Consider the following 15,625-nt stretch of genomic DNA (forward strand, 5'->3'; position numbering starts at 1 on the left):
TGTCCTGGCCGTTTCCTACTGGTCCATCTCGATCAGGGCGAGCTTCTTGGTCAAATCCTCGGCCACCGCCCCGACGCGCGGCTCGTCGATGATCTGGATGTGATCGCCACCGACGTAGAGGATCTCGAGGTTCTGAACCGCCTTGCCCCAGCCTCCGTCGGCCTGACGGATCCGGAACGACGGTTCGAGGTTCATCAGGTCATCCTGGTAGCTGTCGGTCATGTACAGCGCGACGTCCCCGTCATACGTCGCGAGATCCGCGGTCTGGATGGCGCGGTATTCGAGCCACGAGTTGCGCTGGTGCTCGATGATTCCGCCGGGAATCTTGGTGCCGCTCATCGTGAGCAGATCCATCAGGATCTGGATCTGCGTCTCGTCGCTCTCGGCCGCCGCCAACTTGTCGTAGGGCAGCGGATAGTCGAGGTTGTACGTCTTCTTCGCGAACGCCGCGTACCGCTCCCATCGCCTTCGGGTCTCGTCGGGCGTGTCCTCGACCTTCTCGCCGGGCATGACCGTGTCGATGAGACCGACGATGCGAACGTCCGCGCCCTCCTCGCGGAGCCGCTTGGCGACGGCGTAGGCCAGTGCACCGCCGAACGACCAGCCGTAGAGCACGTACGGGCCGTCGCCCTGGATCTCGCGGACCAACGGGAGATACGCGGCGGCCCGCTCGTCGAGCGAGCCAACGGCGCGCTCGAGACCGTACATCGGAGTGCCCACAGGCAGCCGCTTGAGCAGCGGCTCGTACGCGACCGTCGAGCCGCCGGCCGGATGGAACACGAACACCGGCACCGCGGCGGACCCTTCGGTCCGGGCACGAAGGGTCCGCACCAGCCCGTCGATCTTGACACCGTCCTCGAGGTGCTCGCGCACCTTCTCCGCGAGCTGCTCGACGGTCTCCGAGTCGAGGATGTCGTCGAAGCTGATTTCTCCTCCCGCGCGCGCGGTAAGACGCGCGGCCAGCCTCTCCGCGGTGTCGTCGTCGAGCACAGGCAAGGTATTGAAGATTCCCTTCGCCGACTTCCCCGTGACCACCGCCCAGCTCGCGAACGTCAGCCGCTCGGCGGCATCACGCGGGGGCACATCGATGTCGGGCGGCGCGGCGCGCAGCGCCTGCGCGGGAACTTCGGTCACGGCAGGGAGTGCCACGGGCGCCTGCACCGACTCCTTCTCCTGCCGCTGCTGCTCGGCGAGCGCCTCCACCTCTCCACGGTTCTCGATCGCGTAGCGCAGGTACTTCTCCACCTCACGCAGGCTCGCGTCGCGGACCGCCTGCAGCTGCAGCTGCGGGATGTCGAACTCGTACTCGACGCGGTTCTTGATCCGCACCGCCATCAGCGAGTCCAGTCCCAGCTCGATCAGCGGGATCTCGGCGGGCAAGTCCTCGGGCGCGTAGCCCATGGACTCGGCGACGATCAGCCCCAGCCGCTCCTCCAGGCTCTGACCGCTGCAGGAATCCCACTTGCCACCAAAGGATTCGACGACCTCGGGCAGCTCCTCCATCGGCGAACCGGCCCGCTCCAGCGGAACGACGGCAGCCGGCTCCGGCAGGGCCGCGCCGGTCGAGACCACCGCCTCGAAGAGCAGCGGAAAACCGCCGACACCCGCTTGGCGAAAGACCTGTACCGAAGCCCCACCGAGATGCGGCACCAGGGTTACCGTGAGGCTCCCGTCGGACGGCAACTCGCCGTGTGTGACGGTGGCGCCCATGACCGAGTCAGGTAGCACCTGTGCGCCCGCCGCCGTGACGAGCGCGCCGAAGTCAGGAACCGACGACGCCTGAACCTCCCACGCGTGCCTGCCGTCCGGCAGCGGAACATACGCACCCAAGGTGCAGGTGGTTTCGCTCGACATGTGGAGTCTCCCCTCCTCGCGACGCTCACCGGTACAGCGGCACTGCGCCCAGATTCCGTTCGTGCGACACACGGGCCCGCCGCCCCGATCCCCCGGCGTCCAGACCCAAACGAGAACGATCATGACACGTCAGACGCCTCGAACCGCTCTATCGCGCATGGACACTCGTTCGTTTCGGATGGCCTGCGACCCGGTGTGGCTATGGTGGGTCCGGTGACTGTGACGACCGAGTTCAGAACCGAACGGCGTTCTCTGAGCGGGTGGGGTAGGCGTGCAGCGACACCGGCAGACGTGCTGTCGACCCCCGACCTCGAGACCATCGCCAGAGCCGTGAACCAAGCCGGACCGAGGGGGGTCATCGCACGCGGTCTCGGCCGCAGCTACGGCGACCCAGCGCAGAACGCGGGCGGACTGGTCATCGACATGACCGCCCTCGACCGGATCCACCGCATCGACCCCGACTCCGGCGTCGTCGACCTCGATGCCGGGGTCAGCCTCGACGCGCTGATGCGTGCCGTCCTCCCCCACGGCCTGTGGGTTCCCGTGCTGCCCGGCACCAGGCAGGTCACGGTGGGCGGGGCCATCGGAGCCGACATCCACGGCAAGAACCACCACTCACACGGCAGTTTCGGCAACCACGTCGAGTCACTCGATCTGCTGACCGCAGACGGAACCATCCGCACCATCTCCCCGACAGGCGACGAGAAGGACCTGTTCTGGGCCACCGTCGGCGGAATGGGGCTGACCGGCATCGTTGTCCGGGCCCGGGTGCGGATGAAGCACACCGAGACTGCCTATTTCATCGCCGATCACGACCGCACCGCCAACCTCGACGAGACGATGGAACTGCTGACCGGCGGCTCCGACGAGGGCTACGACTACTCGATGTCGGTGCCCGACACCATCTCGACCGGGCCGAAGCTCGGCCGAGCGGGATTCACCCGCGGATCGCTGGCGACCCTGGACCAACTGCCGCCGAAGCTGCGCCGGGACCCCCTGCGGTTCAACGCTCCTCAGCTACTCACCGTCCCGGACATCTTCCCGAGCGGGCTGGTCAACCGCCTCACCACGCGGGTCGCCGCGGAGGCCGCCCACCGGATGTACCCGAAGCACGGCCGGGGCACCATCCAGAATCTGACGCAGTTCTACCACCCGCTCGACCTTCTCGGAGAGTGGAACCGCGCCTACGGCCCCCAGGGGTTCATGCAGTACCAGTTCTCCATCCCGTTCGGCGCCGAGCAGCAACTCGCCGACATCGTGCGCAAGATCGCCGAGTCCGGGCATCGATCGTTCCTCAACGTGTTCAAGAGGATGGGTGACAGCAATCCCGCACCGCTCTCCTGGCCGCATCCGGGATTCATGTTGAGCCTCGACTTCCCGATCCGCGCCGGACTCGGGCGATTCTGCGACGAGCTCGACGAACAGGTGCTGGCCGCCGGCGGCCGCCTCTACTTCGCGAAGGACTCGCGCACGACCCCCGAGCGCATCGCCCGGATGTACCCACGGCTCGACGAATGGCGAAGTGTTCGGGACAGCGTGGACCCGGATCGCGTCTTCGCCTCCGACCTGGCCCGACGGCTCCGACTGGTGTCCGGCTAGCTCGATCGCGGTGCGACGCCGAGAATCCGGCCGGTGCGGTCGAGGTTGGCGTCGACGTTGCGCTGACTGATGTCCACTCGGGACTCGGTGCCCGGCATGAGCTTCCGCAACGCCGGCTCCCAGTCGGCGTGCCGGGCGGGGAAGCAAACTGCAACAAGTAGGCATCCGGTACCCGAATCGGACGCGGGGCTTTCCAATGGGAAAGCCCCGCGCTTCTTCATGCCCGACCAGGGCGTGTCCGGCAAAGTCTCGGTCCAGTCGATGACCGCCTGTGCTCGGTACAGTGATCAAATGCTCATTTCCGCTGACGTGATCGACGTCCTTGACCCGATGTCGGGCCTCGTTTTCGCCGGCGAGGCGGGCGGGCGTCTGACTTTCGCGCTGTGGCGAGACGGTGCGGTGCGTCTCCTCGACGACAGACTCGCCGAGAACTCGCGGCGAGAGCTCCCTCTGGAGAATGACGCCCGCGTCCTTGCGGCGTCCAGCCTCGACCTGCTCGTACTCGCCTCCGCCGGCGGGCTCGTCATCGCCGGAGAGGAAGTGGTCACGGTGCCCGGAATACCCGCCGACGCGGCTGCGCTCCTTGGCGGTCTACTTGTCGTCGCTGTCCCGGACGGAGACAGACACCGGCTGCTCGTGCTCGATTCCGCGACCGGGGCGATCCTCGACGACCAGGCGATCGACGCCGACGATGCTCGCGCCTTCCTGCATCCTCATCCTGCCGAAGACACGGCGATTCTCGAGCTCGCCATGGGGCAGGATGGCGTTCTCGCCTTCCGCGTCGATGTCGAGGGATCGCGCCTACATCTGACCGAGATCCTCGCAGGAGACGATCCCGTGATCGCGGGCTTCAGTCCGTCGGGTGCGAGGCTACTTCTCACCCCGTATAGCGATCCGCAGATCGTACGGGTGCTGTCGTGGCCGGATCTCAAGGAGATCTCACGGCTCGACGCGAGTGACGTCGACGCCGAGTACGGTTTCGGGCTCGCCGGATGCTGGATCAACGACGACCGAGCCGCCGTGTACGCGACCGAGGACGCATTGATCGTCGCCGACGAGAACTTCGACTCGTCCGAACGCGTCGTCCTGCCGATCGACTTCGGCGACGAGGGAGAGATCGAGAGGCTCACGCATTTGGGTTCGGGGAACGTCGCCGTCGGCGCGTGGACGCCGGCCGGTCGACTCACCCTCGTCGTGCGCTTCATCTGAAACCGCGACACCCGTCTTGCGTCTCAGCAAGCACCCCCCAACCTTCGCGCCCTAGGTCGGCGGTGCGGGCAGCGGGTTCACCTTGTCCGTGTCCAACGTCAGCTTCTGATCGGGCGATACACGGTACGCCTCCAGATCCTCGGACTCGAGGTTCCTGGCCGCGATGTCACGCAAGTATCTCGCGGCGGGAAGCTGAAAGAAGTCACAGGTGACGCCCTTGTATGAGCGCCGATCCACGAAGTTGAACCCGACCTTCTCCAGCACGCGGACGCTCGCTTGGTTTCCGACCTCGACGTACGCGCCGATGCTGCTCGAGGATTGATCGCCGTGCAGATGCTCGTGGTGCCAGCGAACCAGGCCCGCGGCGATCTCCGTAGCGAGGCCGCGATTCCAATGGTCTGGACGCAAGGCGTACGCCAACTCACGGCCCGCGTCGCTCCCGCCGAAGCCGGCGCGACCGATCATGTCGCCATCACGGTTCTCTACGCGCCACGTGGTCCAACCTCGAACCCGTTGTTCGGCGCAGTATTCGACAATCCTGGACCGCGCCTCCTCGATGGTTTCAGGACGCCCATGCCCGATGAACCGCATGGTGACAGGGTCGGCATGCAGCACGGCGAGATCGTGCAGGTCTGAAGGGAGCCACGTCGTGATCCCCACCCGGTCGGTACTCAGAATCGTCTGACGACCCACGCTCATCCCATCTCCTTCCGATCCCGGACGAGCACGGATGCCTATCTCAACCGTTGAATCTCACTTTTCAATGTCGTCAAGTACGTTCCGGAGTCGCGACAGGGTAACCTTCCAGCCCCGCTCCAGGGCATTACGGGCCATCTTCTGCCGGCGGTCCTCGATATCAAAGCCTGTTTGCGTCAACAGAAGTCGCGTGCCACGGCCCTGCGGATGGAGTATCCAGTCCACAATCCACGGCGCAGGATCCTCAGCTCGCAGATCGGTCCAGCTGAACTTCAACTGCTCCCCTGGCCGAGCCGCCAGGACTTCGCAGGCAATCTCACCGGTCGGCTGAGTAGGTATTGCGAAAATGAACTGCGTTCCGACTGACGCAACGAACCCGGTAGGTCGCATCATCCATCGCTCGAGCAGATCCGGCTCCGTCAGTGCACGCCAAATGGCGCCTGGCGACTGTGGGAAGAAACTGCCGATCTCGACTGCAGCGGGATTCAACTCTGAATCGGCGATCATCGGCATCTACCCCCATAGAAAGTAACGGTCGGTCTGTATGTCGATCGAGCGGGAACAACGTTACGCACAAGGCCCACGCCGAGGCCCGGTTGTCGCTGGGCTGTTCGCTCCTGACGATCGTGCCGAACCCGGAGACGGTAGAACCCACCGCCGGAGATGGCATGTGACTGTCCTGTTTATCGCTCGTTGAGCAGGAGGGATTCGGACGCGATCTGTTGAAAGCGCAGCCTCCGCACCCCGGCGAACCAGGACCGAGCTCGGCCACCCCTCCCCTGCGCTAGCCAGGACGTCTCCAGAGGCGGAGAAGCACGTACACGTTGACGGAAGCGATCGCGATATACGGGCCGACGAAAACTGCAGTGGCGAAGTATGACAGTGGCGGCGCCCAACTGTTCGGATCACGCAACTCAGCAGGAACCGCTGTTTCTTCCACCGCGCCATGGATTATGGCGGCGAGCACGAGCACGATGGCCGCGCTTCCAATCGATGCAAGCCAGCGCCCGACTCGGAACCGACGAGACAGAGCGCCAGCACCGGACAGGGACACCATCATCACCGGCAAAACACCACGAGGCCAAAGATTCCGTAGAGATTCCAGATGATCAGTACATCGCCGATCATCGTTCCGCGATTGTCCTCGATGAGCGCGGCCACCAGCGATGCGACAAGAAGCAGGAGAGGCAGGAGCGCCACCCCGACAACCCAAGCAACGTCGCGCCGCCGCCCCAACGCCTCACGAGGATGCCGGCCGCCATCCTCGACCCAATCCGAGGTCCCTGGCGGGTTAGGTCGCTGCAGCGGAGCCATCCCCACAGATTGCCACGGCACCGCCCTGCAGGCTCGTGCCGTGCTGCGCGCTGTTCTCTCCCATTCTTCAGGCGCTGGCGGCAGTTTCGGCACGAAGGGCGCTCCCGTGGCCGTAACACTTCAGACCTCTCCGGCGACGGTGCAAGAGGAAGCACTCTCCATCGTCAACCGAGGAGCACTCGTGCAGAAGAAGACGACCAGGCGCACCGCGACGATCTTCGGACTGCTGGCGGCACCCGTCGTCCTCGGGTCCGCGCTCGGCACGGCAACCGCGAGCGCCGAACCATGGGAGTTCGGACCGCTCTACCGGTCGGAGTTCTCCGGCGCATCAGCCCAATATCTGTGCAGCAAGGCCGAAATGCTCGAACGGACGTCGCGCGCCGTCGTCATCGTCCCGTGCACGCAGGATCCCGTCACGGGCAACTGGTATCGAGTGGTGTTCAACCCCCTCGGCCACGGCAGCTGACCGCCGGACGTCGGGGTCGGGACAGATCGGGCCAGGGCGGACGCCGGAGGACGGCCAGCGTGGCCAACACCGCCGAGGCCAGGCCGATGGACAAGGCCATCAACGCGATGCGGGTCTCGTCGACAGCGGGCTCCCAGGAGGCCTTGCCGTCGTGGATGACGAACACACCGACGGGCACCACCGCGACGTCGCGGGTGCCGAACCGGCTGCCACCGGGCCTGGCGACGGTGATGATCGTGGTGCCCTGCGCCGTCTCGTACGGCTCACCGTAGACACGCGCGACATCGGTGCCAGGCGGCAGCCGATCCGCGACCTTCCGAATCTCCATGCTCGCTCCCCCGTTCCGGCTGATACCTAGGCGCGCGCAGGGGCCCTCACCCGGTCGGTTCGAGGGCCCGCGCACCGATCCGTTCGCTACTGCTCGTATGTCCCGGTCAGCGTCGCGCGCGCGATCGCGTGGCTGAAGAGGTTGAACCCGAGACGCCCCGGGCTGACCGACTCGTCCACGTCCAGCTTCTCCACCCCGACCGCGTGCACCGCGATGATGTACCGGTGCGGGCCGTGCCCGGCAGGCGGCGCGGCACCGAGGTACCCGTACAGGCCACCGTCGTTGAGCAGCTGCACCGCGCCCTCGGGCAGTCCTGACCCGTCCGCGGTACCGGCACCTGACGCCAGCGACGTCACCGTCACCGGGATGTTGGCGACGGCCCAGTGCCAGAAGCCGGAGGCGGTCGGGGCGTCCGGATCGAACACCGTCACCGCGAAGCTCTTCGTCTCCGCGGGGAAACCGGACCACGACAGCTGCGGGGAGATGTCCTGGCCGCCTGCCCCGAAGATCCCGCTCACCTGGGCGTTGGCCAGAACCTGGCCGTCCTCGACGTCCGTCGAGGTCAGCGTGAACGACGGAAGCTCGGGAAGCGCGTCGTAGGGATTGTGCGAGGAAGCCATGGTGAGACCTTTCAGCGGGTGAGGGGCGGAACCGGAGCGATCACTCGATGGATTGCTGGCACTAGCAATTATGGAGAAAATGCTCGAGAACTCGGGTACCGAACTCGAGCGCGTCGACGGGCACCCGCTCGTCGACGCCGTGGAAGAGAGCGGTGAAGTCGAGCTCCGGCGGCAACTGCAGCGGCGCGAACCCGAAGCAGCGGATCCCCAGCTTCGCGAACGCCTTCGCGTCCGTGCCACCGGACAGCATGTACGGCACCGTCCTGCCGTTCTCGTCGTGCGCCAGGATCGCGGCGTTCATCGCGTCCACCAGATGCCCGTCGAAGGTGGTCTCGTAGGAATCCAGCTTGGTGATCCACTCGCGGGTGACGTCCGGCCCGATCAGCTCGTCCACCTCCCGCTCGAAGGCGGCCTGCCTGCCGGGCAGCACGCGGCAGTCGACCACCGCCTCGGCGGTCTGCGGGATCACGTTCGCCTTGTACCCGGCACTGAGCATGGTCGGGTTCGCGGTGTCACGGAGCGTCGCCCCGATGATCCGCGAGATCGTCCCGAGCTTCTCGAGCGTGCCGTCGATGTCAGGAGAGGTCGGGTCGAACTCGACCCCCGTCTCCGCGCTCACCGCGCCAAGGAACTCGGCGACCGAGTCGGGCACCACCAGCGGGAAGGTGTGCCTGCCCAGCCGCGCGACCGCCTCGGCCAGGATCGTGACGGCGTTGTCCTCGTGCAGGAAGGACCCGTGACCGGCGCGGGCCTTGGCCGTCAGCCGCATCCAGCCCAGCCCCTTCTCCGCCGTCTCCACCAGGTACAGCCGGGCCTCGCTGCCGTCGGGGCGCGGGACGCTCAGCGAGAAGCCACCGACCTCACCGACCGCCTCGGTGACGCCGTCGAACAGGTCCGGGCGATGCTCGACCAGCCACTGCGACCCGTACTTGCCGCCCGCCTCCTCGTCGGCGAGAAAGGCGAACACCAGATCGCGCGGCGGCACGGTGCCCTCCGCCTTGAACTGGCGCGCCAGCGCGAGGGTCATCCCGACCATGTCCTTCATGTCGATCGCCCCGCGGCCCCAGACGTAGCCGTCCTCGACCGCCCCGGAGAACGGGTGCACGCTCCAGTCCGCGGGCTCGGCGGGCACGACATCGAGGTGACCGTGGATCAGCAGTGCGCCACGGGACGGGTCGGCGCCCCGCAGCCTGGCAAAGACGTTCCCGCGGCCGGGCGCGCCGGATTCGACGTACTCGGTCTCGTAGCCGACCTCCTCGAGCCGCGCGGCCACCCACTGGGCACACTCGCGCTCCCCCTTGGTGGTGGCGAGCTCACCGGTGTTGGAGGTGTCGAATCGGATCAGTGCGCTCACCAGTTCGACTACTTCGGCCTCGGCTCGGCCACGATCGGAGTTGCTCGCCGCGGCGGGGCCGTGAGTGTTCTCTGCGTCTGACACCCCACGTTCCTACCACCGAACACCCCCTCCTAGCAGCGCAGACGCGCCGATTTTGGCGTGGGGCGCTGCATCAGCTAATCTTTCCCAGCACGCAGAACACGGCGGGCAAACAACAAGGTGTGCATGCGCGAGTGGCGGAATGGCAGACGCGCTAGCTTGAGGTGCTAGTGTCCTACTAATGGACGTGGGGGTTCAAGTCCCCCCTCGCGCACTCTGAGTTGAGACAGACGAGCAAGGCCCCGGATCACGATCCGGGGCCTTTTTCGTTTCTCCGAGTTCTCTTGTCCGGCATCATCGTCGGCCCGTCGCCACCTCCGTCCTGGCATGCTCGGCGGCCGTCAGCTCGCGCATCGCGAGGTCCTTCGCACAGGCGAGCAGCGAACCGACCGCGCTGACCCTGGGGAAGGACAGCCCGGTGTGCCCGACGTTGTCGTGTTCGTCGTCGCCGTCGTAGATGACCGTGGCGCCGCGAACCAGCCACCGCTTCACGTCGGCAACCGATGGCAGTTCACCCCTGGTCCGCAGGTAGAAGGACTGCAACAGCAGGACGACGCCGGTCGCGATCGGTGTCGCCTGGCTCGTCCCGAACTGGAGCGACTCGCCGGTGTCGTTGAGGATGCCGGCCGAGGTCACCGGCGAACCCGGCGCGAAGATGTCCGTCGCACACGGCCCGCCGATCTTGCGGTGCAACCGCTGCGAGAACGGTGTCATGCGGTCGGCCGCCGTCTCGAACGCCTTCGCCCCGTCCCGGTAACGGAAGCTGCCCTCGTCGGCGTCGTAGACCGACCCGACACTGATCGTCTGCCGGAAGATCGCCGGATAACTCATCCCCTGCATGCCGCCGTGCGCGTAATAGTCGTTGCCGGCCGATACACAGCAGCAGACGCCCTCGTCGGTCAGTTCCTGGAGCAGGGCGCCGATGCCGTCGCCCGGCATGTCGGTGTCGGTCGTCCGGTTGTCCGAGGCGCCCAGCGCCATGCAGACGGCCGAGATGCCCAGCGACGACCGCCGCTCGAGCAGCCAGTCCAGTCCGTCTCGAATGTCAGTGAAGCTCCCGCCTCCGCTGTCGTCCAGAACCTTGACCGGGACGATGCGTGCGTTCGGGGCGATGCCGGTGTGGATCCGCGCTGCGCACGCGATTCCCGCCACGTTCGTGCCGTGGCCGTGCCCGTCTGTGACGTCCGCGGGGTCGCCGCCGTTGTCACGGGTGAAGTTGCGACCCGGCACCACCCGGCCGGCGAAATCCACGTGTGTGGTGCGTAATCCGGTGTCCAGCACCGCGACGGTGACACCGGAACCACCGACGTTGAACTCACGACGGGCGTCCGCCCCGCGGACGAGGAGATCGACCTCCGTCAGTTCCGGCAGGAACGGTCCGTCCTTCTGCACCGGGGCCTCGACGGGTACCACCGACTCGACGTGCAGCAGCGAGTTCGGACGTGCCATGTCGTCGGTCACTGCTGTCGGGAACCGGGGCGGATCCGTGGAACCACTCAACTCATTCATGATCTCGGCCTTTCGGTGATCGGCATCGACTGCCGACGAATCCCCCGATACCGAAATCCTCCTCGGGCTTGTGAGCGATGTCACCACCTGTGTCGGCGGAAACTGCGATGGTCTCGGCACATCCCCGGACTCGGTAGAATCCGACGTCGACCGGCACTTCGAGATCAGAACTGAGCGACCTACCGATGGCACAACCAATGACGGGCATCGATCCCGCCGACCTGGAGATCTGCCTGCGCGTGCTGTCCGAGGCAGGCAGCCTCGACGCCGACCACCCGGATTCGATGGTCCTCCAGCGGGCCAGCGGCAAGATGTTCAAGCAGCTCAAGCGGCGCCGTCGGGTGGAGGCGCGCGACGCCGTGTCCGACGCCGACCGCCAGGTCGTGGCCTCGACCGCCACCGGTTCGCCCGAGCGCATCGACGACGAGACCGCGGGCGTGCTGCTCACCTCGAACGCGCCGGGCGCGAGTGCGGGCACCCTGATCCGTCCGCGACCCTGCTACATCTGCAAGCAGCGCTACACGGTCGTCGACGCGTTCTACCACCAGCTCTGCCCCGAGTGCGCGGCCAGCAGCCACGCCAAGCGCGACGCCAGCACGGACCTGACCGGCAGGCGGGCGCTGCTCACCGGCGGCCGGGCCAAGATCGGCATGTACATCGCGCTGCGGCTCCTGCGCGACGGCGCCCACCTCACCATCACCACCCGCTTCCCCAACGACGCGATCCGCCGCTTCAAGGCGATGGAGGACAGCGGCGACTGGATCCACCGGCTGCGGGTGGTCGGCATCGACCTGCGCGACCCCGCCCAGGTCGTCTCGCTCGCCGACTCGGTGGCCGAGCAGGGTCCACTCGACATCCTCATCAACAACGCGGCACAGACCGTCCGCCGCTCCCCCGGCGCCTACTCCGCGCTCGCAGAGGCCGAGTCCGGCCCGCTGCCCGCCGGCGAACTCCCTGACGTACTGACCTTCGGCAAGACCAGCGACGCACACCCGGCGTCGCTGGCCAGTTCGCTGCCGACGCCGGAGTCGGTGATCCATCAGGTCAGCGAGCTCGCGCTGGTCGCTGGCTCCGCCTCGCTCGAACGCATCGAGCAGGGCATCGCGATCGACGCGGGCGGCCTGGTCCCCGACCTCGCGCACACCAACAGCTGGGTCCAGACCGTCGCGGAGGTCGATCCGATCGAACTGCTCGAGGTGCAGCTGTGCAACTCGGTGGCACCGTTCATCCTGGTGTCCCGGCTGCGCCCCGCGATGGCGGCCGCGGCCGCACACCGCAAGTACGTGGTCAACGTCTCCGCCATGGAGGGCCAGTTCAGCCGCGCCTACAAGGGTGCCGGGCATCCGCACACCAACATGGCCAAGGCCGCGCTGAACATGCTGACCCGCACCAGCGCGAAGGAGATGCTCGATCAGGACGGCATCCTGATGACCGCCGTCGACACCGGGTGGATCACCGACGAACGCCCGCACTACACGAAGGTCCGCCTCGCCGACGAGGGTTTCCACGCCCCGCTCGACCTGGTCGACGGCGCGGCCCGGGTGTACGACCCGATCGTGCAGGGCGAGCAGGGTGTCGACCTGTACGGCTGCTTCCTCAAGGACTACAAGCCGTCCCCCTGGTGACGGTGACTCTCGAGCGACCTGCAAGCAGTCGCTACGCCCCCCTCGAGCCCGAACGCGCCGCTGCGGCGCGGGGCCCGAAGCGGGGATACTGAGTCCGGGGAGTCAGCACCGGCCGAGGAGTATCCATGGGCCACGAGGTGACACGGCTGAAGTTCTCGCGCCGGGACCGGCAGGACTTCCGCGAGAAGGTGCAGGCCTGTCTCGATGCCCTGGCCACCCTCCTCGAGAACGCCGACGCCGAGATCCCCAGCCCGAAGATGGGCATGGAGATCGAGCTGAACCTGGTCGACGAGCACTGCGAGCCCGCCATGGTGAACGCCGCGGTGCTCGCCGACCTGGCCGGCCCCGACTATCAGTCCGAACTCGCCCAGTTCAACATCGAGATCAACGTCGCGCCGAGGCCCCTTGCGGGCGCGAATCTCGCCGCACTCGAGAACGACCTGCGGGGCTCGCTCGACCTCGCGGATGCCCGTGCCCGCGAGTCCGGCGGCCGGCTCGCGATGATCGGCATCCTGCCGACCCTGCGCGAGAAGCACTTCGAGCAGAAATGGATGTCGGCCGACACCCGGTACACCGTCCTGGAGCAGCAGATCCTCGCCGCCAGGGGCGAGGACATCGAGCTGAGCATCGCGGGGGTGCCGCTGCCGGGCCGCTCCGGCGCCGAAAGCCTGACCACCGTCGCCCACACGATCCTCCCCGAGGCGGCGTGCACCTCGGTCCAACTGCACCTGCAGGTGTCCCCCGCCACCTACGCCGCGCACTGGAACGCCGCCCAGATCCTAGTCGGGATCCAGGTGGTGCTCGCCGCCAATTCGCCGTTCTTCGCCGGCATGGCGCTGTGGAACGAAACCCGGATCCCGTTGTTCGAGCAGGCCATCGACTCCCGGCCACCGGAGCTCAGAAATCAGGGTGTCCGCCCACGGGTGTGGTTCGGTGAGCGCTGGATAACGTCGGTTTTCGACCTGTTCGAGGAGAACTCCCGGTACTTCCCCGCGCTCCTGCCGGTCTGCACGCCCGAGGACCCCATCGGGGTGGTCGCCTGCGGCGGCTCCCCCGAACTCGCCGAGCTCACGATGCACAACGGAACGATCTACCGGTGGAATCGGCCGGTCTACGACCCCACCGACGCCCGGACGCCGCTGCGCCTGGAGAACCGCGTGCTGCCCGCCGGCCCGACCATTGTCGACACCCTCGCCGATGCCGCGTTCTACTACGGCACGCTTCGCTCGCTCGCCCGCTCCGACAGGCCACTGTGGACGCAGATGCCGTTCGCCGCCGCGGAGGAGAACCTACGGGTGGGCGCGAGGCACGGCTTCGACTCCGTGATGCAATGGCCAGGGAACGGCGCGGTGAGTCCGCAGGATCTGGTGCAGCGCACGCTGCTGCCGATGGCGGACGCGGGACTCGAGGAATTGGGGGTCGACGCCACCCTCCGTGACAAGTACCTGGGCGTGATCGAGGGCCGTGCTCGCGCGGCCAGGAGCGGATCGGTGTGGCAGCGCGAGTGCGTGGCCGCGCGGGAACGTGCCGGTCAGTCGCGGGACAGCGCACTGAGGGGCATGCTGTGCGAGTATCTCGAGCGGATGCACTCGGGCGAGCCGGTGCACACGTGGAGCTGGTAGAGGGGCGGCCGCGAACGCGGTGATCCGCGTAGGGTTCTGATACATGACCCGCACTCGCGATCTCGACATCGTCGTCTACGGCGCCACCGGATTCGTCGGCAAGCTCACCGCGCAGTACCTGGCCAGGAGCGCCCCGCGCAGCGCGCGGATCGGCCTCGCCGGGCGGTCATCGGCCAAGCTGGAGACGGTACGGGCCGAACTAGGCCCCACCGCGGCGCAGTGGCCGATCATCGTCGCGAACGCGGACGATCCCGCCTCCCTGACCGCGCTCGCCGAGTCCGCCCACGTCGTGATCACCACCGTCGGCCCGTACGCCAAGTACGGCATCGACCTGGTCCGGGCCTGCGCCGAGGCCGGCACCGACTACGTCGACCTGAGCGGCGAGGTGCTGTTCGGCCGCGAGAGCATCGACAGGTTCCACGATGTCGCGGTGGCCTCAGGGGCCCGGATCGTGCATTCCTGCGGGTTCGACTCCATTCCCTCCGACATCGGCGTGCACGTCCTGCACCAGCAGGTCGCGGCCGACGGCGAGGGCGATCTCACCGACACCACGCTGGTGGTCAGCTCGCTGCGCGGCGGCGTCAGCGGCGGCACCATCGACTCGATGCGCAACCTCGTCGACACCGTCAAGACCGACAAGTCCGCGCGCCGCATCGCGGTGAACCCGTACTCGCTGAGCCCGGACCCCTCGGCCGAACCCGACCTCGGCCGCCAGTCCGACGTCGAGATGCTGAAGGGATCGGACATCGCGCCCGGCCTCGGCGGCCGCACCGCGCCGTTCGTGATGGGCTCGACCAACACCAGGGTCGTGCGTCGGAGCAACGCGCTGCGCAAGTGGGAGTACGGCCGCGCGTTCCGGTACCGCGAGGTGATGAGCGTCGGGCAGTCGGTGCTCTCGCCCGTCTTCGCGGCGGGAGTGTCCGCAGGCCTCGGCGCCCTGATGGCCGGCCTCGCCTTCGGCCCCACCCGGTACGTCCTCGACCGGGTACTGCCCAAGCCCGGCGAGGGACCGAGCGAGAAGGCACGGGCCGCAGGCCATTTCACGACCGACACCTATACCACCACCAGCACCGGCGCCCGCTACGTCGCGCGGGTGCGGGCGAAGGGCGACCCCGGCTACGCCGCGACCGCGGTGATGCTCGGCGAATCCGCGCTCGCCCTCGCGCTCGACAGGGACGCCCTACCCGATGCGGCGGGTGTGCTGACGCCCGCGACAGCGATCGGCGACGCGCTCGTGGACCGGCTGCGCACCGCGGGCTTCGAGATCAGCGCGCGGCGGAACTAGGCACGACGAGGGTGCTTGCGGCCGCGCGCGCGGCCGCAAGCACGCCCGCCGTGAGGAGCAGCT

Annotated in this window: 13 protein-coding genes, 1 tRNA gene and 1 pseudogene; 7 read left to right on the forward strand and 8 right to left on the reverse strand. The window is 67.5% G+C overall.

The genetic code is table 11. The features are described from left to right. Positions 1-15: 15 nt before the first annotated feature. Positions 16-1,851, reverse strand: a pseudogene (locus ACWFRB_RS11285) (thioesterase domain-containing protein); the annotation flags it as partial. A 204-nt stretch (positions 1,852-2,055) separates the two neighbouring features. On the opposite strand from ACWFRB_RS11285, the gene ACWFRB_RS11290 reads away from it, so the two are divergent. Beyond that, positions 2,056-3,453 carry an FAD-binding protein gene (locus ACWFRB_RS11290; RefSeq protein ID WP_452641013.1) on the forward strand — a complete coding sequence of 466 codons (1,398 nt, stop codon included), beginning with the start codon at positions 2,056-2,058 and terminating at the stop codon, positions 3,451-3,453. 96 nt (positions 3,454-3,549) lie between these two features. Continuing rightward, positions 3,550-4,662 (forward strand): hypothetical protein, encoded by a 1,113-nt coding sequence (locus ACWFRB_RS11295; protein ID WP_452641014.1) that lies wholly within the window; start codon positions 3,550-3,552, stop codon positions 4,660-4,662. A 51-nt stretch (positions 4,663-4,713) separates the two neighbouring features. On the opposite strand, the gene ACWFRB_RS11300 is transcribed toward ACWFRB_RS11295, so the two are convergent. From ACWFRB_RS11300 to ACWFRB_RS11310, 3 genes are all read right to left on the reverse strand, one after another. Then, positions 4,714-5,361 carry a GNAT family N-acetyltransferase gene (locus tag ACWFRB_RS11300; RefSeq protein ID WP_452641015.1) on the reverse strand — a complete coding sequence of 216 codons (648 nt, stop codon included), beginning with the start codon at positions 5,359-5,361 and terminating at the stop codon, positions 4,714-4,716. 54 nt (positions 5,362-5,415) lie between these two features. Then, the gene (locus ACWFRB_RS11305) at positions 5,416-5,871 is read right to left on the reverse strand and encodes an SRPBCC family protein (RefSeq protein ID WP_452641017.1); all 456 of its coding nucleotides are present in this window, start codon (positions 5,869-5,871) and stop codon (positions 5,416-5,418) included. A gap of 546 nt (positions 5,872-6,417) precedes the next feature. Continuing rightward, on the reverse strand, positions 6,418-6,672 hold the full coding sequence (locus tag ACWFRB_RS11310; RefSeq protein ID WP_452641018.1) for a hypothetical protein: 255 nt from the start codon (positions 6,670-6,672) through the stop codon (positions 6,418-6,420). 181 nt (positions 6,673-6,853) lie between these two features. Between ACWFRB_RS11310 and ACWFRB_RS11315 the strand changes: the two genes are divergently transcribed. Then, positions 6,854-7,138 (forward strand): hypothetical protein, encoded by a 285-nt coding sequence (locus tag ACWFRB_RS11315; protein WP_452641020.1) that lies wholly within the window; start codon positions 6,854-6,856, stop codon positions 7,136-7,138. Here ACWFRB_RS11315 and ACWFRB_RS11320 read toward each other — a convergent pair. The 3 genes from ACWFRB_RS11320 to ACWFRB_RS11330 form a co-directional block, all read right to left on the reverse strand. Beyond that, positions 7,113-7,466, reverse strand: coding sequence for a hypothetical protein (locus tag ACWFRB_RS11320; RefSeq protein WP_452641021.1), 354 nt, complete (start codon positions 7,464-7,466; stop codon positions 7,113-7,115). The two genes, ACWFRB_RS11315 and ACWFRB_RS11320, sit on opposite strands and share 26 nt — an antisense overlap. Before the next feature lie 86 nt (positions 7,467-7,552). Continuing rightward, on the reverse strand, positions 7,553-8,086 hold the full coding sequence (locus tag ACWFRB_RS11325; RefSeq protein ID WP_452641022.1) for a YbhB/YbcL family Raf kinase inhibitor-like protein: 534 nt from the start codon (positions 8,084-8,086) through the stop codon (positions 7,553-7,555). A 61-nt stretch (positions 8,087-8,147) separates the two neighbouring features. Beyond that, the gene (locus ACWFRB_RS11330) at positions 8,148-9,524 is read right to left on the reverse strand and encodes a M20/M25/M40 family metallo-hydrolase (RefSeq protein WP_452641024.1); all 1,377 of its coding nucleotides are present in this window, start codon (positions 9,522-9,524) and stop codon (positions 8,148-8,150) included. Positions 9,525-9,649: 125 nt separating this feature from the next. On the opposite strand from ACWFRB_RS11330, the gene ACWFRB_RS11335 reads away from it, so the two are divergent. Beyond that, positions 9,650-9,735: transfer RNA gene (locus ACWFRB_RS11335), tRNA-Leu, on the forward strand. Positions 9,736-9,815: 80 nt separating this feature from the next. On the opposite strand, the gene ACWFRB_RS11340 is transcribed toward ACWFRB_RS11335, so the two are convergent. Next, positions 9,816-11,030, reverse strand: a complete 1,215-nt coding sequence (locus tag ACWFRB_RS11340; protein ID WP_452641026.1) for a S8 family peptidase — start codon at positions 11,028-11,030, stop codon at positions 9,816-9,818. Between the two features lie 185 nt (positions 11,031-11,215). Between ACWFRB_RS11340 and ACWFRB_RS11345 the strand changes: the two genes are divergently transcribed. The 3 genes from ACWFRB_RS11345 to ACWFRB_RS11355 all read left to right on the forward strand — a co-directional run bounded on the left by ACWFRB_RS11345 (position 11,216) and on the right by ACWFRB_RS11355 (position 15,562). Further along, entirely contained in the window at positions 11,216-12,655 is a 1,440-nt protein-coding gene (locus tag ACWFRB_RS11345; protein WP_452641027.1) for an SDR family NAD(P)-dependent oxidoreductase, read from the forward strand. Positions 12,656-12,780: 125 nt separating this feature from the next. After that, positions 12,781-14,277: a glutamate--cysteine ligase gene (locus ACWFRB_RS11350; protein ID WP_452641029.1), complete on the forward strand. Its 1,497-nt coding sequence runs from the start codon at positions 12,781-12,783 to the stop codon at positions 14,275-14,277. Positions 14,278-14,320: 43 nt separating this feature from the next. After that, positions 14,321-15,562 carry a saccharopine dehydrogenase family protein gene (locus ACWFRB_RS11355; RefSeq protein WP_452641030.1) on the forward strand — a complete coding sequence of 414 codons (1,242 nt, stop codon included), beginning with the start codon at positions 14,321-14,323 and terminating at the stop codon, positions 15,560-15,562. The last annotated feature ends 63 nt before the right edge of the window (positions 15,563-15,625 follow it).

It is taken from the genome of Rhodococcus sp. NPDC055112, assembly GCF_053607505.1.